The following is a 21,216-nucleotide window of genomic DNA, read 5'->3' on the forward strand; positions in this document are numbered from 1 at the left end:
GTTTTTACTTATTAATATTATCGGTTACGGAACCAGCAATGTTTATATTCCATACGATTAATGTCTCCAGCAAGCTGGAAGTTATCGCTGTTCTCACATGATTTCTCCGTGATATTTGCCGCAAGGCGGGTTTTGTGTGGTTACAAAAAACAAAAACTTGGAAGCCTTTGCCTCCAAGTTCAATCTTTAAGTGGTCTTATAGAATCCGTCTTCTCTTTGTCCTGGTCCTTCTTGATCCAGTAACCGGTTCCAGGTTTATGCTCTTCACGTTGTGCCTCGTTCTTCGATTCTCGCTGATTCATCGCCTCGGTAACTCTCTGAACTTGCTTGGTCAGACGAGTACGGCACTCCCAGCAGAGATGTCCTTCGCGGATCAGGATGCCGCAGGATTCACACGGATACCCCATGTTCGGATTGTCCATGAGTGAGATCCGTCCTTCGCGGATGAACTTCGTAATCTGCCGCACAGATACCCCCGTCGCATCGCTGACTTCATAGATCGTCGCACCGCGATTCTCCCGGAGGTATTCAGCGCACAGCTCATATTCCTTCTCGATCTCCTTCAAACAGTTCCGGCAAACATCCGAGACCCCTTTAGCAAAAATCTTCCCGCAGCGTGGACAGTTGGCGATATTCAAAGCCATAGCTACGCACCCCACCAATCTATGTAGTCTTCATGCCCCGTGGCATACGACATTCCCAAACAAGTCTGGAAAAATCCATCTATGATTATACTAATATTACATCAATTCACGGAAAAAGTATATGTCCCCTGTCGCCTCTTGTCGTACCAAAGTCACATTTACCTCGCCCAAGTGATGCTGTAGATCGGCATCCCGGTCGTTTCACGCAGCACTTTCGCACATTCATGCAAGGTGCTGCCCGTCGTATAGACATCGTCAACGATGACGATCGCGTCATAGGGGCATTTGCTTGATCCCGTACAGATCTGCTCAGCTGCTGGCGCTGCAACGAACGCTCCTCTCAAATCCTGCAATCGCTCCCTTCGAGATTTGTGACTCTGACGGTTCGTATGACGGATCCTCTGCAGCAAAGGTGCGTAGTCCAGCTTGTACCTGGCAGCCAGATGTTCAGCTAACCGTTCCGCCTGATTAAACCCTCGCTCCTGCAAACGACGGTCACTCAGCGGCACAGCGGTTAGCAACGGGTAAAAAGAACCTCGCCTTTCATCAGTTGACTTCCGCATGATCTCATTGGTTGTCTTCAGCTTCATCAGCAACTGCTCATAGGCATATTCCAACATCACCGATATCAGAAACTGCAGCCGTTCATGCCCCCGATACTTGTATGCGGCGAGCCAATCCTTCATCGTGCTGTCATAGCGAACAGCAGCACGGTTGAGCAGAAGGGCCGGCGAGCGGCGCCGTGCGCAGTCCGGACAATCCATCGCCCTGCCGCATCCTTCACAGCGAATCTCGCGAATCCACGGTATGGAGGTTAGGCAGCGGCGGCATAGATGGCGCTGCAAAGCTTGGATCCAAGGGATCAGATCTAATCCCGCCGCACCCGCCAAGCCCTCCGCCCCCTTACTTTCTCCAGTGTTTGTCCAGCCCCCGCTGCGGGCCGTGCGGTTGATCCAACGGCTGCAAAGCTGGCACTGCTCTTGGCTGCCCAGCATCAGGGATGCGGCGGCAGGTGTGAGCCGCCGCAGGTATGGGAGGAACCGATCAAACATCGGCATTCGCCTCCCTCCGGGCTGCTGGTTCGATCAGCAGCCCTCGTCGGCGCGCGAGGGCATTCATCGCGCGGATCTGACGGACGGCCCGCGTCAGCCCGTCCGTCCGCGAGCGGGCGACGTAGTATACGCGCCCGCATGGATCATCGGCCGAGCGCCCTGCGCGTCCGGCCATCTGCACCAGCGCCGCTTCATCGAAGAGAGCCGCATCCGCATCCATGATGTACACATCGCTGCGGGGAATCGTCACCCCGCGTTCGAGGATCGTCGTCGTGACGAGGATGCGGATCTCGCCGCTGCGGAAGCGGCGCACTCGGCTCGCGCGGTCTCGGTCGCGCGAGGAAGTTCCGTCGACGGCGTCTGCGTCGACGGCATGGGCACACGCCCTGCGAAGCAGGCGTGTGAGCGGCTCGACGTGTTCGATGCGCGGCACGAACACGAAGATCTGCGCGCCGCGCTGCAGCGACTCGTCGAGCGCGGCGCGCAGGGCGCTTGGCAGGCGTCCGCTGCCGAGCGCAGCAGACAGGCCGCGATACCGCAGGATTCGCGGCACGGGAAGGGGGTGCCGGTGGTAGCGGACCGGCACCATCGCATGAGGCAGGCGGCGCTGCCTCATGGCGATCTGCTGCTCACGCGGCGGCGTGGCCGTGAGCAGCACCATCTTGCCGCGCGCTTTGCATGCGCGGCCTGCGGCGAAGGCGAGCATCGGATTGCCATGATACGGATACGCATCGAGTTCATCCAATATGACAAGATCGAAGCAGCGCTCGATCCGCAGCAGTTGATGCGTCGTAGCCACCGTAATCTCCCCGATCTCCCACCGATGCTCGCTTCCGCCATAGAGCGCGATCACTTCGCTCTCAGGAAAGGCCTTCGCCAAGCGCGGCGCCAGCTCCAATACCACGTCCCGCCGCGGCGCCGTCAGCAGTACCCGACCGCCCCTTCGCACCACATACTCGACTAACGGAAACACCATCTCCGTTTTCCCCGCTCCAGTTACCGCCCAGATCAAATACTGCTCCCCTGCCCGCTTCGCCGGCTCCATCACGAATCGAAGCGCGTCTCTCGAAGCTGCCTCCTGCGCAGTGCTTAGTTTCCACTTCTTCATCATCTCCTTCATCATCTCCTTCATCATCTCCTTCATCATCTCCTCCATCCTCTGTTCATCCAACCGTTTCCTGGAACGACTCCGCTCATGACATTCATCTTTAGCGATCACACCTGCATCCCCTGAACTGCCGCAGGTTCCGCATTTACTAATCCCGAAGTGATCGATTACCTTATCCACCTCAGCATCCCGTACTGCTTGCTCCCGTACAGCTGTCCCCTGTGCTCCTGCGACATGATCAAACGCCTCCTTCCCGCATCCGATGACGAATACCGAACATTCCCGCACCCGACCCATCTGCAGACACGCTTCGCAGTACACACACTCCCGACCGCATATTGCACAAGGCGTTCTATGATGCTTGTCCGATCCGCTGTTGCATCTGCCGCACCGCATATTGCGCCGATCGCTCTGCCTCTTGGACCATCGCCGCCCTGTATTCCCGATCATGCGGTCCAGCCAACCCGTCATCTTCCTCATCCGTCCCATCCATTGGTTCGCCCAACGCTCCTCCTGCATCCCTGCCTCCAGCCGAACGAATCCCCGCAGAACAAGAAGCTGTACGAAACCGTTAAGCCGATCATCCGTCTCCCCGCTGAGCAATCCGATCTCGATTCCCAACCGCCGAACTTCGTCGAGCAGCAGCCTTCGTCCTTGCAGTTTCTCGGCCAGTTCCAGCAGCTTCGGGTTGAACTTGTGCTCGTCCAGCATGTCATCCATCATGGAATTCATCTTGGAATCCATCATGCGGTTCACCATGCAGTCCGCAATATAAGCCTTGCGGTATGCCTCACAATCTTCCTCATACTTGCTGACCCGCCCCGCCGACCAATCTTCCCTGGTTACCGATATCCAGGGCATCCTTCCATCACGGCTTGTCCAGTCTCGTCCAACAACATGAGTCGCTTGATCATCTTGATCATCCTGATCATCCTGATTATCCTGACCAACTCGATCGACCCGATCAATCCCTTGTGCCCATCGAGAAGCACTTCCTTCTCTCCCAGACTTCCCATGCCATAGCTTCTCCCAATGCCTCTCCCATCGGCGATACTCTTGATGACCCTCCTGCCGATTCTTTCGATGTGTCTCTTGATGATTCTCACGTCGGCGCTTCTCACGCTGATCCACCCGCCCCGCCCTTACCGCCTGCCACTTCACAGCGTCTCTCAACAGTACTGGTTGGGTACATACATTCAGTAGTACCGTTTCGTCTCCATCCCCGCTGCGCTCTCCAAACCAATACGCATAATCAACCGCTGTGTCCAGACTGATCCGCCTCTCAACCTTGCCTTGCCAAACCGCCTCATAGATGGTCACTAACAGTTTACCCGCCCCCCATGTACGAAGCTTTAATCCATATGTACGAAGCTTTAAATCCATAACCACCCTTCAGATCGCACAAGCCAAACCGGCACTCTCAGCCCCCTTCATTGGACATATTCCTATCACACCATATGTTCGATTCACACTGATCACGGCCGCAGCCATACATTGGGCAGTCCATCAGAACAGAGCCGTGCAGCATAGCCATGATCCTTATTAGTAGAATCATGGCTATTACCGTGCCTTCCTCAGCATCCGAACAGAGGGATCTTCGCACGATCTTCCGGCCGATTCATATGGATCACTGTAATCTCTTCGCAACGTTCTCTTACATCCGCGCGCGCTTCCGAATGCACTTCCGAACGTGCTGCTCTTGCCACCCTTGCCTTGCTTGCCCGCTGATACTCCCGAACGAACCTGCCTGTTTCCACCCAATTCCGCGTTCGTATGACTTGCAGGTTTCCGCTCCGATCCAAACGCCTGATGATCGACAACGTCTGATCCTTCGATCCTTCATCGATCACGGATATTCGATAATCCTTGCCGCACAGCCGCGCATGCCAGGTAATCGCTCTTACGGCAAGTTCTGCGAAGGGCTCATTATTTCTCGTCACCAGCACATAATGATGAGCCGCTCTCCGCTGCCGCTGCTTACGGCGATAAACCGCATGTACCATAACCGCACTGAGTAGGTAGCAAGCGATTATGATCAGCACACCCTCCATCATGAATGTCTACCTCCCTCAGGTTATAGCACCATTATATGCCCGCGGTTTGTCATCAGTTCCCAGCCTATCGCTAGTTTGACGAAAGAGGTTCTCCCGGCCGCTCGTAACGTCCTATAAGCAGGTCAGCCCCCGCCAGTTCACACTTGTCTTCCAGATTTTATAGGATATTTAGGATAAAAGCCTTCGGACATACTCGCTTCAAGCGATTTTTATCCCAAAATTAGGCCAAACCCTTCTGCATCCACGGACAACAACCAAGTTTTGTGCGACTTTTCGGATAAAATCCTCAAATCACACCTGCTTCAAGCTGTTTTTGTCCTAAAAATCGTACAAAAATGTCCTTGCGCCGCATTTCCGCGACCCCCATACGTTCTGGATCCCCATACGTTCTGGATCCTCATACGTTCTGCCGCACATAATAAAAGCCGCCCATCTACGTGATTCCGTAGACAAGCGGCATGTTCTTCATGACCGATATACGGGTATTCATTGGATCATCTCGTTCATCAAACGTCGGTTGGTGTTCAGCAGCTCTGATCCTCTTGGCTGGACCCGTATAGAAGATATTCCCTATGGGCTGAGCAGAGCATGCACCCTAGATACAAGTATTTTGCCCAAACTGTGATAAGGAGATGCTTACATGCTGCAGATCTGGAAGTACAATATTGTGGTATAGTTACTCTAGTATTGTGATTCTGCATTATAGTTCTGGTATTACAATTCTGGTATTACAATTCTGGTATTACAATTCTGGTATTATGACTCTTGTATCGTGATTCAGGTATTGTCAATTCAGTATGATATTTGATCCATCATAAGATATGCTGAATGATGACAACGCTGCTGGTAAGTTGAGTTATGGGTTGCTGGCGAGTCGCAGGGCAGCTATTGCTTCGGTATAAGCATTTTGCAAATGATGAATTCACATAAACACATCATTAAATCGAGATCCAGCCATTCTTGATCGAATTCACCACAGCATGTGTGCGGTCTTTGACCTTCATCTTCTTCAAGATGCTGCTGACATGGTTCTTGACCGTCTTCTCGCTGATGATCAATCGCTCGCCGATCGCCCGGTTGTTCAGCCCTTCCGCAAGCAGGCGCAGCACTTCCGCTTCGCGGCGCGTCAGCGGGTTGTCCTCGGACGGAATGATCTGCGCACCTCTGGCTTCTGCACGCTCCTGCATCATGCTCGGGTCATCCAGATACGTCATGCGGCGCAGATGGTTGATCAGCTTGCCGGTGACCCGCGGATGGATATACGCATGTCCATCTAACACAGCACGCACGGCATGGATTAAAGTATCGGCTTCCATATCCTTTAGAAGATATCCCGAAGCGCCCTTGCGCAAGGTCTCAAAGACATAGGATTCATCATCATGGATCGACAGGATGACGATCTTGATATCCGGCATGTATTGGGTCAGCTTCTCCGTGGCTATGACGCCGTTCTGGATCGGCATGTTGATGTCCATCAGCACGATATCCGGCTTATACGTATTGCACAGTTCCAAGACCTGCACACCGTCAGCCGCTTCCGCGACGACTTCGATGTCTTCCTCCATGTTCAGTATGCGTTTCAGTCCTTCGCGAAACAATTGGTGATCATCCGCCAGGATGACACGTGCTTTTTTGGTCCGGTCTTTCAGACCCGTCTGCAGCCCCATCTCCACACTCATCATGATTCTCCTTTCGTTCATTGATAGGAATATTCAGATTAATCTCTGTGCCCTGTCCAGGAGCACTGTTCATCTCGAAACGACCTTCCAGCATCTCGACTCGTTCACGCATTCCGATGATCCCGAAGTGATCGCCCTTCGCCATTTTCTCCTTCAGTTCCTCCATGTCGAAGCCGATCCCGTCATCCACGATCTGAATCGTCATCTGTTCATCGCTGATCACCATCGTCATATCGATGCGGCTCGCTAGGGCATGCTTCTGCACATTCGTGAAAGCTTCCTGTACGAAGCGATAGACGGCGATCTCCAGACCGGGCTGCATCCTCACTTCCTTGCCGTAAACATCAAACTTCGTCTGGATCTTCGTCCGTTCTTCGAAATCTTGTACGAACTTACGCAGGGTCGGCACTAAGCCCAGATCGTCCAGCGCCATCGGTCTCAGGTTGAAGATAATGCGGCGCACTTCTTCCAATCCGCTGCGAACTTGGCTCTTCAGATTGCGGAACTCTGCTCTTACATGGTCATATTGCTGTTTGTCCAGCATGCGTTCCGTATATTCGGTGCGGAGTACGAGATTAGCCATCGACTGAGCTACACCGTCGTGGATTTCCCGGGAAATCCGCTTCCGCTCCTCCTCCTGCGCCATGATGATCCGCAGGCCGAGCAGCTGCCGGTTCTTCGCAGTCTCGAGCATATACGTCACGGCCGATAGATCGCCGGATAGATACTCCGACACGACATTCATCTGCGAGGCAACGACTTCAGCCCGTTCGATGGTCTGCTCGAGATTCCGGATGCGAATCTGCAGCTCATCCCGCCGCGAACGAAGTCGGGCTTCCTTCTCTCTCTGTATCGTAAGATCTAGTTGTATTCTCGTAGCTGATTCATAAGCTTTGCGGATATCGTCTTCATGATAGCGTTTGAAATCCCGGCTTACCTCAGATAATCGGTTTCGCGCGCGTTTGAACTCGAGTTCTAAGCGGTCGACGGATTCGATCGTCACCTTGATCTCTTCCATCGTGATTGCGAGCTCCTTACGCATCGCATCTAGCTCTATGCGGGCGCCCTCACTGATCTCGAAGATCTGGTAGCGGCTTTGCTCCATGACTTCTATCGCGTTCTTGATGATGCGATCGATATCCTGAACATTAACACCCACGGCTAACCTCCTTATAGATATCGGAAGAAGCGCATCTGTGATTCATATCCTCCGGTTCTGTCCAGCACAGAGCACCGTTTCCCCTGTCTGTCCATCACACGCTGCAGAGCCGGCTGAACGATGCTGAGACCATCTCAGCGCCATCCTGCAACATCCATCCTGCAACATCCACCCTTGCCCTGCCGCTCCCTGTCCTCACCCTGTCCCATCTGCCGGCTGACCATCTGCGGCAGCTTCCGATTCCCGTCATCGGCAGATGAACGCCCGCTGAATCAGTTGCCCAATCGTCCTTCTGCCATATGCCAGATGATACAGCTTCCATAGGATGCTTCCCATCCTGCTCCTGACAGCGAACTCGTATGGGAATGCCGGAACAGCTGTGATCAAACGGGTATCTTGCTGTTGAGAACTTGCTGCGCTGAAACAGACGGATGTGCTGCGGACGGACCTGGCACCATGGCACCGACGGCTCCATGAGATGAGGCCGCGACAGATTCGTCAGCCAACTGGATCAGCTGGACTGGCATAGGCCGGAGTAAACCGGCAGGGCTGCTGCTCGCAGAACATGTCCGGCGCAGCCGCTGCCGCTGCTGATCTTCAAGATGTCTGCTTCATCCGATTCTTTCCTATCTGACGACCAGGCATCCGGACCTGCTTCTTCGGATGCGCGCCGATCGCCTCAGAAGGAAGCTCACTCATAGGTCTTATTGTCATTTTACCCCAGAGCAGGGGGAGACGCTAGCTTTTTGAACAGATAAAATGTGTATTTTGACCTAGTTACCTGGTTGCCTGGTTGCTAGTTGCGTCCGATTAAGGTTATAGATTGCGTATCATTATCCCAATAGACATCCCAACCGAGATATTCCGACAGCACCCGCACAGGAACCAGCGTCCGGTTGTTCAGCGCTGTCGGCGCGATCGGTGCGGTGACTTTGCGGCCATTGAAGTTCATCTCCTGTTCACCGATCCACATCTCGATATATTGTCCGCCTCTCACCAGCGTTACCTTGTTCGTCTGCGGATCATAGGAGACGTCGCCGTCCAGTGCCTCGACGATGAAGCGAATCGGCACCATCGTATACCGGTCGATGATCACCGGCGGCTGATCAAGGGTGCGCTCTTCGCCGTCCACCAGCATCTTCGTGTTGTTCACTTGCAGCTCGATCCGCTTGTTCTCCGGATCAGCCGGCATCTGAACCGCTTGGAAGACGATATTGTCAATCGCAAGCTCACCGCGCACGACCTCAGGATCCACCATCGCCATCAGCTCCTCCAGCGAGATCATAGAGAGGTCGATATTCGGCAGAGGATTCTCCGGCGATTCTTGGACCAGACGCTGCAGCGTCAGCGGATATGGGATCTTGCGGCTGCTGAGATCGATCTCCACTGTGCGCCAGCCCGTCCAGTCTATAGTACCTATAGGTATCGTATGCAGGGTGCCTTTTGTGTCCGTAGCCTCTAACCAAAGTCTGCTGGACTTGCCGTCGCCGTAGACATCGAGTACGAGTTCTTGCGGATTCCCTTGCACTTCGACACCGGCACCGCGGTTGAACTCGATCGCAATCTTCGGCGGTTTGCTGCCATAGATCTGCCCGATCTGGCTGAAATCATAGCGCCACTTCAGCACATTCGAATCCGCTGCTTCTCCGGCGACTTCGTTCGTCACTTCATAACTTACGATCGCCAGCGGGTCGATCAGGTCCACAGAGATCGGCGGCATGGTCGTATCGAAGTCCGCCCACATCTCGCGCGCCAGAGTAGGCAGAAGGATCGCGGTGCTCAGCCCGTCGTAGGTTGCGATGAGACGCGCTGTCGCATCTTCAGCGACTTCTTCCACAGTCAGGACGCCATCGCTCACCGAGCCGCGGAAGCCCTCGATCTTCCACTCGATCGCATCCGCCGGAACTTCACGCGAGCGGCCGTCCTTCAGCTTGGACTTCACGGTCAGTTCGAGCATGCTGCCATTGCGAATCGCTGCATCCGGCACTTCGATGACCAAGCGATCGATATCCGTGCGGTCGACGATCACCACATCGGTCTTCGCTTCAGCTGCTCCCTTCTTGACGGTGATCGTGGCCTTGCCTTTCTGGCTCGGGATGAAGCGGCCCTGCTCGAATCGCCCGTATCCTTCCGTCACCGAGAATTCATATTCAGGGGATGTCAAATCGATCTTCGTTACCGGGTTGTAGTACTCATCATAGCCTCTGACCGGCAGCTCTGCGCGCTCACCGACGAACAGGAATGGCATCTGATCCATGATCAGACCGATGATCTGACCTTGCGGCGCCGTCGTATACACGCCGATGCCGTTCACTACTTGGCGCATCGACCCTTGAGAAGGTGTATTCACCAAGGATGCTGTTGTATCGCCAAGCTCCCGCGCCACCATCGTAGTCGAACCGCCGCCGTCGAGATTGATGCCGCGCCATACGCCAACTTGGATCATCGCCTCTTGCAGTTCCTTCAGCGTCATGCCGCGGCTGGTCGAGGACCTGTCAGCAGTCAGCAGGTACACATACCGGCCGTCCGCCGAATAGCCCACTGCTGTCCGGGCTGCTGGTGAATAGCCGGAGTTATTCTTGACATCCGTCGTGTAAGCCGTCGCCCGGCCCTGATCAACCAGCAGCGTCTGCCCGCCGATCAGCATCTTGAACTGGGTGGGATCTACCGGCGCTCCTGTATGACGGTCCCGCATCTGATAGAACGTAAGGATCGGCTCGCCGATGTTCACATGTTCCTGCAGGAATTCCGCACCCTTGCCTTCACCACGCAGCAGATAGCCGTTCTCTGGAATCTCCACATCCAGCATCTCATCGATGGACATCTGGGTGACGATCCCATCGACCACCAGAACCTCCGTCGGTGGATAATGGCTGCGCTCTGCCCGCGGATGCGGCCCCCAGACAGACGTATACATGAAGATGCTGTCCGTGTGGCTCTGGTTAAGATCCTCATCCCACATGAGCGGCTTGTTAATCCCTCTGAGTTCATAAGTTGCACCGCTTTCCGTCATGACGGTGCCGTCAAAGTCATATTCGCCGATCACGGGCTTGCGGTCCGTTGTCACGCCGAAGGAATACCATCCCTTCAGGAACAAAGGCGATACCGTTAACTCCTGATCCACGATCTGAGCGCCAAGCGGATTGCCCAATGCTGCATTCATATGGAAGAACGACGCGTTCACGCCTGCTACAGCATTGGTCTCGCGGGCCATCCCAAGGACGGTCTGCTTGCTGTTCACCTTGCCCCCCCCTGCCGCTCATTACATTCAATTGAACATAGGGGTTGTGCAAGTCGATGACCAGTACGCGGAGATCCGTGGACTGCGCTAGCTTAACGGCGGAAGGCGCCCACTTATAGGTGCGCAGTACTGCTCCGGACGTCACAATCTCCTCCTTGACGAGTTGGAGGTACGCCTCATTCGCCGCTTGCACGACTTGGCTGGCTTGTGCGGCATAAGCGCCGGGCATCGTCGGCACCGCGAGGAACAATGCCGATAGAGCCGTAGTGGTCGACAACACTATATTAGCAGCACGATTGGCATATTTATGGATTCTATTACGTCTCGTTGTCCTCTTCATGATGCAGTATACACCTCTCCCCAATTGAAGTTTCTCTTAAACTCTTCTATCCGAATGCATCTGCTGGCGACTCATGCAGCTCATGCGACTCCAGCATGGCTCTCGTGCGCATCCTCTTCCAATCCATGCGGTCCATCTTCATCCTCACTTTTTCTCACTTCCATGCATCAGCACATAGCCAGCCGTCTGCTGTCAACTTCATAGGCTGCGTTGCCTCATATCCATGTAAGAATAAGATGTACCGGCCTGCGATCACTCTCCTTGACATTTTGGGGGTTCAATCCTGTAATAGACAGGAGATTGCTTCCACTTCTCGTGATATACTAGAGTAGTGAGCGAGCTCACACCAATGTGTTCTGAGAGATTCTACTGACCGCATCTTGCAATAGATTGGAGGATCGCCCTATTGATATAGACTGTTTTTTTGGTAAAAAGTTACGAGATTTTGTGCTGGTAAATTTTTTTGTTCACTTTCAAGCTAACAGGGCCTTGAAACGCTGGTGCAGCATCTTTTCTCTGATAAATATTGCAAATTAGTGCTACCAACACGCCCATCCTTCGTATTATTGAGAAGGGTTTTCTTACAATAAAGGTCCTGTTCTCGCAGTTCTTCTTAATTAACGTAATCCAGAGAGTAAAGGAGAGGAATCAAAGCATGAAGTCCAAACATCCCGGCCGGAAGGCAGCGCTGGCTGCACTGCTGGCCCTCAGTCTCATCATCACAGCTTGTACGGAGAGTACGGCAAGCGATGATTTGGAAACCGCCGAAGCCGTCACACCGGTCAAAGTAGCGGTTGTCGAGCAAGGCACATTGACGATGCGCAATGAGATTATCGGCATCACCAAACCGAACAAATCCGTAGACGTCTACCCGAAGATGGCCGGCGAGCTCGCTGAACTCTATGTCAGCAGAGGCGATTACATCGAAGCCGGCGCGAAGCTTGGCGCGATCGATACAGAGAACTTGCGGGTACAGATCCAACAGGGCGAAGCGGCGCTGGCCCAAGCCCAAACCCAGCTCAAAAATGCCCAGCTCGGCTTAGAACAAGCGAAGAGCAATCATGAACGCAAGATCCTAACCGAGCCTAATGCAGAGACGGATGAAACCAACCATGGTGAAGATGCGAGTGCTGCTTCAGAGAACGGAGCAGCTGCGGAGGAGACGCAAACCGCGGATGTCTCCTCCCATGGCGAAGAATCGCTTGCAGAAGCAGAGGAGCTGCCAGCTGAATCGCAGCCACAGGCGGTGAACCGCGTAGATCTGGAGCTACAGAACATCAAGCTGCAGTTGGAGCAAGCGCGCACCAATCTGGAGCGCATGGAGAATCTGTATGCAGAAGGCCTCATCTCGCAGCAGCAATACGAGCAAGCCGTCAACGCTGTGCGTCAGACGGAGATCGCTTATCAGCAGGTGCTGCTGGCGATGCAGGATGAGAACTCCGCCTTCGCTGTGCAGCAAGCGGAGATCGGCGTAGAACTGGCTCAGATCCAGGTGAATCAGGCGCAGCTCAATCTCAATCAGGCACGCAAGCAATTAGCCGATGCGGCGATCACCGCGCCGATCAGCGGTCAAGTCGTCGCAGTGAACGCCGATCCGGGTGAGCTGGTGTCGATGCAGATGCCGCTGGTGACCATCATCTCGACGAATCCGATCATCGTCACCGCGGATGTCAATGTTCGTCAGCTGATGCTGCTGCAGGGACTGGAGGAAGTCGAAGTGGAGATCCCGGATCTCGGACGCACCTATACCGCCCGCGTGACCTATCTGTCGCCGATCGCGAACACCGGCGGCTTCTATACGATCGAAGCCGAGCTGGAGAATCCAGACGATGAGATCCGCGCAGGCATGGTCAGCAAGATCATCCTCGATCAATCCCTCGTCGAGAACAGCTTGATCGTACCGACGACGGCGATCATCGAGAGAAGCGATGGTGCCATCGTCTATGTTGTCCGTGATGAACGCGCCGTGCGCGTCAATGTCGAGATCCTTGAACAACAGACGGACAAGACCGCCGTAGCCGGCGAACTGTCCCCCGGCGATCAAGTGGTTACTACCGGTCAGATGACACTGAGCGATGATCAACGCGTCCGCATCATCGATGGGGAGGCGCAGAACCATTGAAGCTGGTAGATGTATCCGTTAGACGACCCATCGGACTGCTCATGATCGTCTTGGGCGTTATCGCCCTCGGGATGGTCAGCTTGCGCAACCTGGCGATCGATCTCTTCCCGAAGATCGAGCTGCCGATCGCCGTCGTCGCCACCTCTTACAGCGGGGCGGCACCGGAGGAAGTCGAGAAACTGGTCTCCCAGCCGCTCGAAGCAGCGCTGGCTTCCGTGAACGGCATCGATACGATCTCGTCCCAATCCCAATCCGGCGCCTCGATCGTGCTCCTGATGTTCCAGAACGGGACGAATCTCGATTATGCCCTGCTTGAGGTTCGGGAGCGGATCGATCAGGTGAAGCCTTTCCTGCCTGACGGTGCAGGCGATCCTTCGGTGCTGCGCTTCGACCTGAACCAACTGCCCGTTGTCCAGCTGGCACTAACGGGAGCAGCACCGGAACGCTTGCAGCAGATCGCGGAGAACACGATCATTCCTTATCTGGAGCGGCAGGACGGCGTCGCCTCCGTTAATACCATGGGCGGCAAGACGCGTGAGATCCTGGTCGAACTGGATATCGCGAAGATGGCCTCTTACGGCATCTCGACGGCCCACGTCGTGCAAGCATTAAATGCCGAGAACCTTTCTGGTTCCGCCGGCGTCATTACCAAAGGGGAACAGGACCTGCAGGTGCGTGTCGAGGGCGAATTCGAATCCCTGCAAGACATCGCTGACACGATCATTCACCTGCCGACGGGACGGCAGATCCAAGTGCGGGATGTGGCCGAGATCGTCGACACCTATAAGAAGCAATCTTCCATGACGCTGGTGAACGGCGAAGAGGCTCTCGTTCTGTCGATTATGAAAGAATCCGACGGCAACACCGTATCGGTAGCACGTGAGGTGCGCAAGGCCGTTGAAGACCTGCAATCGGAACTGCCGCAAGGCGTGAAGTTGAGCACCGTCATCGACACGGCAGTATACATCGAGCAATCTGTTGATTCTGTGTTGAACAATATGCTGTCAGGAGCCGTGCTCGCAGTCATCGTCCTGCTGCTCTTCCTGCGCAGCATCCGGACGACGGTGATCATCGGCGTGGCCATCCCGATCGCGATTATCGCTGCCTTTGCGATGATGTATTATTCCGGTCAGACCTTGAACGTCATCACCATGGGCGGTCTCGCGCTGGGGGTCGGGATGATGGTGGACAACTCGATCGTCATCCTCGAGAACATCTTCACCCACAGGCAGCGCGGCGCTTCCCTTAAGGAAGCTGCGGTGAAAGGGGGATCCGAACTGGCACCTGCGGTCATCGCCGCTACGCTGACCACGGTCGTCGTCTTCGTACCGATGACCTTCGTCCAAGGACTGGCAGCGGATATCTTCATGCCGCTCGGCATCACCGTATCCTTTACGCTGCTTGCTTCGCTTGCTGTGGCGCTCACCGTCGTCCCTTCGATGTCGGCCAAGCTGTTATCCGGACGCCGCTTCGATTATTCAGCGGAGCAGAAGCCCAGCAGGTATGTCCAATTCTTCAGCAAGTTCCTCGACATCTACCGCGGAATCCTGCGCTGGGTGCTGGGGCATCGCAAGACGACGGTCTTCGGAACGATCGCTCTATTAATCGGAAGCTTCTTCTTGATGCCATTTATCGGGGCCTCGTTCTTCCCGGATTCTGACCAAGGTCAGATCGACATCACGATCGAACTGCCCAGCGGCACCCATCTGGAGAGAACTTACGAAATTGCAGCACAAGTAGAAGAACTGCTGGACCCGTATGAAGACATCATCGATATATCGTACTTATCCGTAGGAAGTTCCGGCGGCATCGGCACAAGCGGCGGCAGCCACACCGCAAGTCTCACTGTCCTGCTTGTCGGCAAGGATGAGCGCGATGTATCGACGACGCAAGTGATGCAGGAACTGCACGAGAAGACGCGCGGCATCCCGGGTGCTGAGATCACCGTGCAGGAGACGATGATGAGCCTCGGCACCGGCAGCCCGATCCAGATCAGCGTGAACGGGCCTGAACAAGAAGTGCTGGCCGAGATCGCACAGCAAGTGGTCTGGGTGATCTCCGAGATCGAAGGGGTCCACAACCCGACGACTTCCTTGGCTGACAGCCATCCGGAGCTGAACATCTCCATCGACCGCGAGCTTGCGGCCCAGTACGGTCTGACCTATCAGCAGATCATGAGCCAGGTGCAGATGGCGGTCAATGGTCAGCTGGCCACGATCTACCGCGAAGGCGGTTATGAATACGATGTCCGCGTCATCCTCCCGGAGGATCAGCGCTCGACCATCGCCGATCTGACGACGATGCCGATCCAGACGCCGACCGGACAGCTGGTTCCGCTCTCGCTGGTCGCTGAGTTGGAGCAGATCCAGTCGCCGACGATGATCCAGCGGGAGAATCAGCAGCGGCAGATCAACATCACCAGCGATGTTGTCGGCCGCGACCTGGGCAGCGTCTTCGCCGACGTACAAGCGGCGATAGAGCGGATGAACTTCCCGGACGGCTATTCCTACAGCTTCGGCGGTCAATCCGTCGATATGCTGGAATCCTTCACGGATCTCGCTATCGCTCTGTTGTTCTCGATCTTCCTGATCTATGTCGTCATGGCGGTGCAGTTCGAATCGCTGCTGTTCCCGTTCATCATCATGTTCTCGCTGCCGCCGACCTTCATCGGCGTCGTGTTCGGACTGTTCGTCACGGGAACGGATCTCAGCCTGCCTGCTGCCATCGGACTCATCGTCCTCGCGGGGATCGTCGTCAACAACGCCATCGTCCTCGTCGATTACATCAATATCCTGCGCCGCAAGGGCATGGAGCGCTATGAAGCGATCCTCGAAGCAGGCCCAAGCCGTCTGCGTCCGATCTTCATGACGACGCTGACGACGGTGCTCGGTCTCGTACCGCTCGCCTTAGGTATAGGCGAAGGCGCAGAACTGCAAGCGCCGCTGGCGATCGTCGTCATCTTCGGACTGTTGTTCTCGACGATGATCACCTTGCTGCTTGTCCCGGTCGTCTATACGTATCTGGATGACTTGTCCAACTGGTGGAAACGCATCTTCCGCCGCAAAGGACGCGCAGCTGAAACCAGCGAGCTTGCCGTATAACTTTTGTTGCATCTTATGTACATCCGTTATGTACACCCGGCATGGACGCAGGTGATGGGCTGTGATAAGGAGTGCTGCAGGTCCTCACCTGCTTGCCGGTATCTGACACGATCTTTACGATGATACGTTTATCAACTATATAGGAAAGCGAGGTTTCACCCATGAGGCATAAGGTTTGGCTCATCATAGCCGCAGCGGTTCTGTGCATCCCTGTCGCAGCCAGTATGGCCGAGAGCTATCAGAGCTACACCTTCGATGAAGCCGTCGAGCAGGTGCAGAAGAACGATCTCTCGACCCAGACGAGATTCGTGCCGAAGCTGTCCGCCGATGTGCAGATGTATCAGAGCATGTTGCCGATGACGGAACTGGAAGCTTTATCTTCCATGCAGCAAGGCTATACGATTCGGAACAATGCATGGAATTCTGAGCTCTCCGCCTATCGCAAGGTGTACGACTATCTATTCGCCAAGCAGAGCTTGGAACTCACCGCCAGAAGCCTGGCCCAAGCTGAGAATGAGCTGAAGATCGTCGAGACCGAACGGGAGCACGGTGTCGCTTCTGATCTGGAGATCTTGCAAGCTAAGATGGCCGTTACCAACGCGAAGAAAAACCACGAAAGCGCCAAGATGGGCTATAACATCGCCGAACGCGCCATGCAGCAAGCCCTGCAGCTCGAACTCGGCAAAGATATAATCGAGATCGAATTGCCTTCCTTCTCCCTTCTGGAAGAAGAGAAGTATGATCCTTTATCAGTATCCACCTATGTGAAAGAGAAACATGAATCGCTTTCGATGCTGAAATTCCTGATCTCCGCATACAACAATATCTTGCAGAGCATCGATGATCTCACATACCCGTCAACCGGTGCCATGCCGACAGATCATCTGGAGCAGCAGCTTGCGGCGGTACAGAAACAGATTGAGGCGATTCAAGAATTGCAAAAACAAGGTCCATTAGATGAGCAAACTTTAGCACAATTGCAGCAATTGCAACAAACGGCCTTGCAGCTTCAAATGCAAATCCAGCAGATTCAGGCGGCCAATGCCCAGATGCCGCGCCCGGCTAATCTATCCAAAGCGAAGAGCGAGCTCAAGTTCTACTATGAATCGGAACTGCACAACACGAAGATCCAACTGCAGCAACAGGAGCAAGCCCTCGAACTGCTCAGCTACACCTACGCTGAACAGTTCAAATCCCTGGAGAAGCAGCTTGAACTGCAAGAACAGGCGATCGAGGATGCCAAAGAACTGTATGAGAAGAATCTCGTCCTGCTGGAGAACGGCATGATCCGTCCAGCTGATCTGGAAGCCATCCGCCTGAACGTGATCGCCGCGGAACACCAGAAGTTCCAACTTCAGAAGGATTATATGATCCTTCGAAAACAGTTCGAGCTGTTCCTAGAAGGCCATCTTAGCGGAATGTAAGCAATACAATAAAGGATCGAACATCCCGTTGGAATGTTCGATCCTTTTCTTATCTACCCCCGGATACGGTGCACATCGCCGCGCATACTGCAACACTGCGCAAATAGGAGAAATCAAACTTCCTCTATTTCGCGAAAATAGCCGTTTTCCCCGAAATAACGGAAGCCATATTTCCGCTATCTCATTCATTTCGTATAAAATCCGGTTGTTTTCCTCCTCATGAGCAAAATAAGGTAAGTTTGACTATCACTATTTCATCAAAAACACGGCTTTTTACAAAATAAGAGAAATTTCACTTACACTATTTCTTCACCAATACATTCTTCAACTAATTGCGTCTAGCACATTCACCGCTACATTCTTCAACTAATTGCGTCCAGTACATTCATCCACAACATTCATCCACAACATTCATTCACACCCACTATACTCATCCAACATACTCATCCCTGTATTCATCCACTATATTCGTCCCGTCCCCATTCCTGATCACCATCTCCAATCACCTCTCATCCCGCCTCATACATGCGCACCTGCCTCGTCAACCTCAGCCAACCTGAATCAACTACATAGATTCCAGATCAGCATCGGGATACGAGATCATGTAAGAGCGAATGCGCTTCTCTCCGCTGGCAGGAATAAGGTGTCCCTTGTCCACCAATCGATGAAGATAAGCAAGCGTCTGACGTACAGTGAGGCCGAGCCATTCAGCAGCTTCTTGAGGCGTGAACGCATCACCCCTGCTGCCTGCAAATTGAAGCAAGGAGAGTTCCTTCGGGGTTAACAGCGCCTGTTCCATGCCTTGTTTACCGTAGAAAGTCCCCATGATCTGCTGCAGCTGCCTCTGAACTTCCTTGGGCCGATCCTTCAGCTGATCTATGGTATAGCGGAACACCTTCCAGCCATCCAAGACCAACATGTTCTGTCTCTCCCGATCATCGTCAAATGCATATCGATCTAACTGGTGAGGATGATATCCATCGGCTTCGAAAGCGATTCTATGCGGCGGCCGCAAATAGACAAAATCAATCAAGCGATATCCCCTCTTCACATCCCGCACCATAAACTCCGGATATAGATGGTCGAAGCTGCCGATCGCCGGCCACCATGCATTCTTAGCAAACAATTTCTCCCCATATCCCAGCCCCTTCAACAACCTCTCCCTGCGCATACCTCGGGCTTCATCCAGATGTTTCTCCAGAAACTGTGCATAAGCTCGCTCAAAACTCATCATCCCCATCCCTCCCTTCAACGAAATCTAATAAACAAAAAAACACGCCGATCACCTCACATAAGGCATCAGCGTGTTCTTCACGACATCCAACCGGCAGAAGCGTCAGAACCGGTATACCATATCCTTCATATATGGTTCATGTGTATCAAACGGGTTTCTAACTCACGTCACACTTTTTCTTTCCTTATACGACTCGCAATCTTACACGAATCATACACCAATCTTACGCCAAAGCATCCCGCTTCAAAATCTCCGCCTTATCCGTACGTTCCCAAGGCAGGTCCAGATCCGTACGGCCGAAGTGTCCGTAAGCCGCTGTCTGTCTGTAGATCGGACGGCGCAGATCCAGCATCTTGATGATGCCGGCCGGGCGCAGATCGAAGTTCTTACGGACGATCTCTACCAGCTTGCTCTCGCTCACTTGGCCCGTACCGAAAGTATCGATGCTGATCGATACCGGTTGAGCCACACCGATCGCATAGGCAAGCTGAATCTCAACCTTGTCCGCAAGTCCCGCAGCGACGATATTCTTCGCCACATAACGCGCTGCATAGGCACCGGAACGGTCCACCTTCGTCGGATCCTTACCGGAGAAGGCACCGCCGCCGTGGCGAGCATAACCGCCGTAAGTATCGACGATGATCTTCCGGCCTGTAAGCCCCGCATCCCCCTGCGGTCCGCCGATGACGAAGCGCCCCGTAGGATTGATGAAATATCTCGTATCTTCATCCAAGAACTCCTCAGGGACAACGGGGCGGATCACATGCTCCCGCAGATCCCGATGGATCTGTTCTTGCGTTACATCTTCTTGGTGCTGGGTCGAGATCACGATCGTATCCACACGCACCGGCTTGTCCCCTTCATACTCGATCGTCACCTGTGTCTTGCCGTCCGGGCGCAGATAAGGCAGCGTGCCATCCTTCCGCACTTCAGCCAGTCTGCGTGCCAGACGATGAGCTAGGGCGATCGGCATCGGCATCATCTCATCGGTCTCGTTCGTTGCATAGCCGAACATGATGCCCTGGTCGCCGGCACCGATGGCATCTTCAATCGGTTCCTTACCTTCCCGCGCCTCCAGTGCCACGTCCACCCCTTGAGCGATATCCGGGGACTGCTCATTCAGAGATGTCAGAACGGCACATGTCTCAGCGTCAAAACCATACTTGGCACGGACATACCCGATATCCCGAAGAGTATTGCGCACGATGGCCGGGATGTCAACATAATCCGCCTTAGTGCTGACCTCTCCGATCACAAGTACCAAACCTGTCGTGACGGATACTTCACAAGCGACCCTTGCATAAGGATCCACTTCTAAGAAAGCATCCAGCACCGCATCAGAGATCTGATCGCAGATCTTATCCGGGTGCCCCTCTGTTACTGATTCCGATGTGAACAAACGACGTTCAGCCAATTCCTATCAACTCCTATGACCGAAGATCCCGGACATCCGCCAGGTCCATGAATATGATAATGCCTTTAAACGGGAAATACTCTCGTATCCACATTAATACGACGTATAAACTTCCCTATCATGAAAGAAAAATAACCTTTCCCCTTAGGAAAGGCTGTCTGTCAAAACCTTCAATTCAATATCATACTGGATATGTATAGGCGTGTCAATTGTCATTTCTCGCATGAAACCGCATGATCTTCTGCATATGAAGAGGCTGTCTGTGCGCCTCTAATCGCGTCATAGACAGCCCCCAAAGATAACACGCTAACCTATCATTCCAAGCTCAATCCAAGCAATGCCTGCTCCGCTTGTTTCACCAACCGCGCTGTGATCTGACCGCCGACGGCTCCTGCATCCCGCGAAGCGATATGTCCCCAGTAATCCTCCCTAACCGAGGTCACGGGGATGCTGCCAAGCTCCGTGGCAAACTCCACATCCGCATCGACGATCTGCTTCCCGACAGGCAAGCCTAGTTCAGCGGCGATTTCGTACTTCCACTGGTTAAGGATCTTCTCACAGCCGGGTACAACCTTGGCATTGCTGCCTCCAGACTGACCTCTTGCCACGCTGCGTCACCTCCTGACGGTGGTCTCTGCACGGAT

General features: G+C 54.0%; 14 protein-coding genes. 3 read left to right on the plus strand and 11 right to left on the minus strand.

All coding sequences use genetic code 11. From position 1 onward, the window contains the following. Positions 1 to 179: 179 nt before the first annotated feature. From PRECH8_RS12135 to PRECH8_RS12170, 8 genes are all read right to left on the minus strand, one after another. The gene (locus tag PRECH8_RS12135; RefSeq protein ID WP_200967392.1) at positions 180 to 638 is read right to left on the minus strand and encodes a TIGR03826 family flagellar region protein; all 459 of its coding nucleotides are present in this window, start codon (positions 636 to 638) and stop codon (positions 180 to 182) included. A 164-nt stretch (positions 639 to 802) separates the two neighbouring features. Then, positions 803 to 1,696: a ComF family protein gene (locus PRECH8_RS12140; protein WP_200967372.1), complete on the minus strand. Its 894-nt coding sequence runs from the start codon at positions 1,694 to 1,696 to the stop codon at positions 803 to 805. After that, the gene (locus tag PRECH8_RS12145) at positions 1,689 to 4,187 is read right to left on the minus strand and encodes an ATP-dependent helicase ComFA (RefSeq protein ID WP_200967373.1); all 2,499 of its coding nucleotides are present in this window, start codon (positions 4,185 to 4,187) and stop codon (positions 1,689 to 1,691) included. The genes PRECH8_RS12140 and PRECH8_RS12145 overlap by 8 nt, the downstream gene beginning before the upstream one ends. Positions 4,188 to 4,378: 191 nt before the next feature. Continuing rightward, on the minus strand, positions 4,379 to 4,807 hold the full coding sequence (locus tag PRECH8_RS12150; protein WP_200967374.1) for a glycosyltransferase family protein: 429 nt from the start codon (positions 4,805 to 4,807) through the stop codon (positions 4,379 to 4,381). A 989-nt stretch (positions 4,808 to 5,796) separates the two neighbouring features. Continuing rightward, positions 5,797 to 6,537, minus strand: coding sequence for a response regulator (locus PRECH8_RS12155; RefSeq protein WP_242457568.1), 741 nt, complete (start codon positions 6,535 to 6,537; stop codon positions 5,797 to 5,799). Continuing rightward, on the minus strand, positions 6,464 to 7,696 hold the full coding sequence (locus PRECH8_RS12160; protein ID WP_200967375.1) for a sensor histidine kinase: 1,233 nt from the start codon (positions 7,694 to 7,696) through the stop codon (positions 6,464 to 6,466). The genes PRECH8_RS12155 and PRECH8_RS12160 overlap by 74 nt, the downstream gene beginning before the upstream one ends. Positions 7,697 to 7,790: 94 nt before the next feature. Beyond that, entirely contained in the window at positions 7,791 to 8,018 is a 228-nt protein-coding gene (locus PRECH8_RS12165) for a hypothetical protein (RefSeq protein WP_200967376.1), read from the minus strand. A 474-nt stretch (positions 8,019 to 8,492) separates the two neighbouring features. Further along, positions 8,493 to 10,937, minus strand: coding sequence for a stalk domain-containing protein (locus tag PRECH8_RS12170; RefSeq protein WP_200967377.1), 2,445 nt, complete (start codon positions 10,935 to 10,937; stop codon positions 8,493 to 8,495). 995 nt (positions 10,938 to 11,932) lie between these two features. Between PRECH8_RS12170 and PRECH8_RS12175 the strand changes: the two genes are divergently transcribed. The 3 genes from PRECH8_RS12175 (at position 11,933) to PRECH8_RS12185 (ending at position 17,924) form a co-directional block, all read left to right on the plus strand. Then, the gene (locus PRECH8_RS12175) at positions 11,933 to 13,399 is read left to right on the plus strand and encodes an efflux RND transporter periplasmic adaptor subunit (protein ID WP_200967378.1); all 1,467 of its coding nucleotides are present in this window, start codon (positions 11,933 to 11,935) and stop codon (positions 13,397 to 13,399) included. Further along, on the plus strand, positions 13,396 to 16,500 hold the full coding sequence (locus tag PRECH8_RS12180; protein WP_200967379.1) for an efflux RND transporter permease subunit: 3,105 nt from the start codon (positions 13,396 to 13,398) through the stop codon (positions 16,498 to 16,500). The genes PRECH8_RS12175 and PRECH8_RS12180 overlap by 4 nt, the downstream gene beginning before the upstream one ends. Before the next feature lie 161 nt (positions 16,501 to 16,661). Further along, entirely contained in the window at positions 16,662 to 17,924 is a 1,263-nt protein-coding gene (locus PRECH8_RS12185) for a TolC family protein (protein WP_200967380.1), read from the plus strand. A gap of 565 nt (positions 17,925 to 18,489) precedes the next feature. On the opposite strand, the gene PRECH8_RS12190 is transcribed toward PRECH8_RS12185, so the two are convergent. From PRECH8_RS12190 to PRECH8_RS12200, 3 genes are all read right to left on the minus strand, one after another. Continuing rightward, a complete protein-coding gene (locus tag PRECH8_RS12190; RefSeq protein ID WP_200967381.1) occupies positions 18,490 to 19,155 on the minus strand; it encodes a DUF559 domain-containing protein in 666 nt (221 codons plus the stop codon). A 226-nt stretch (positions 19,156 to 19,381) separates the two neighbouring features. After that, the gene (gene metK / locus PRECH8_RS12195) at positions 19,382 to 20,572 is read right to left on the minus strand and encodes a methionine adenosyltransferase (protein ID WP_200967382.1); all 1,191 of its coding nucleotides are present in this window, start codon (positions 20,570 to 20,572) and stop codon (positions 19,382 to 19,384) included. Between the two features lie 314 nt (positions 20,573 to 20,886). Continuing rightward, positions 20,887 to 21,180 carry an alpha/beta-type small acid-soluble spore protein gene (locus PRECH8_RS12200; protein WP_200967383.1) on the minus strand — a complete coding sequence of 98 codons (294 nt, stop codon included), beginning with the start codon at positions 21,178 to 21,180 and terminating at the stop codon, positions 20,887 to 20,889. Between the last annotated feature and the right edge of the window lie 36 nt (positions 21,181 to 21,216).

Source organism: Insulibacter thermoxylanivorax, assembly GCF_015472005.1.
Lineage (GTDB): Bacteria > Bacillota > Bacilli > Paenibacillales > DA-C8 > Insulibacter > Insulibacter thermoxylanivorax.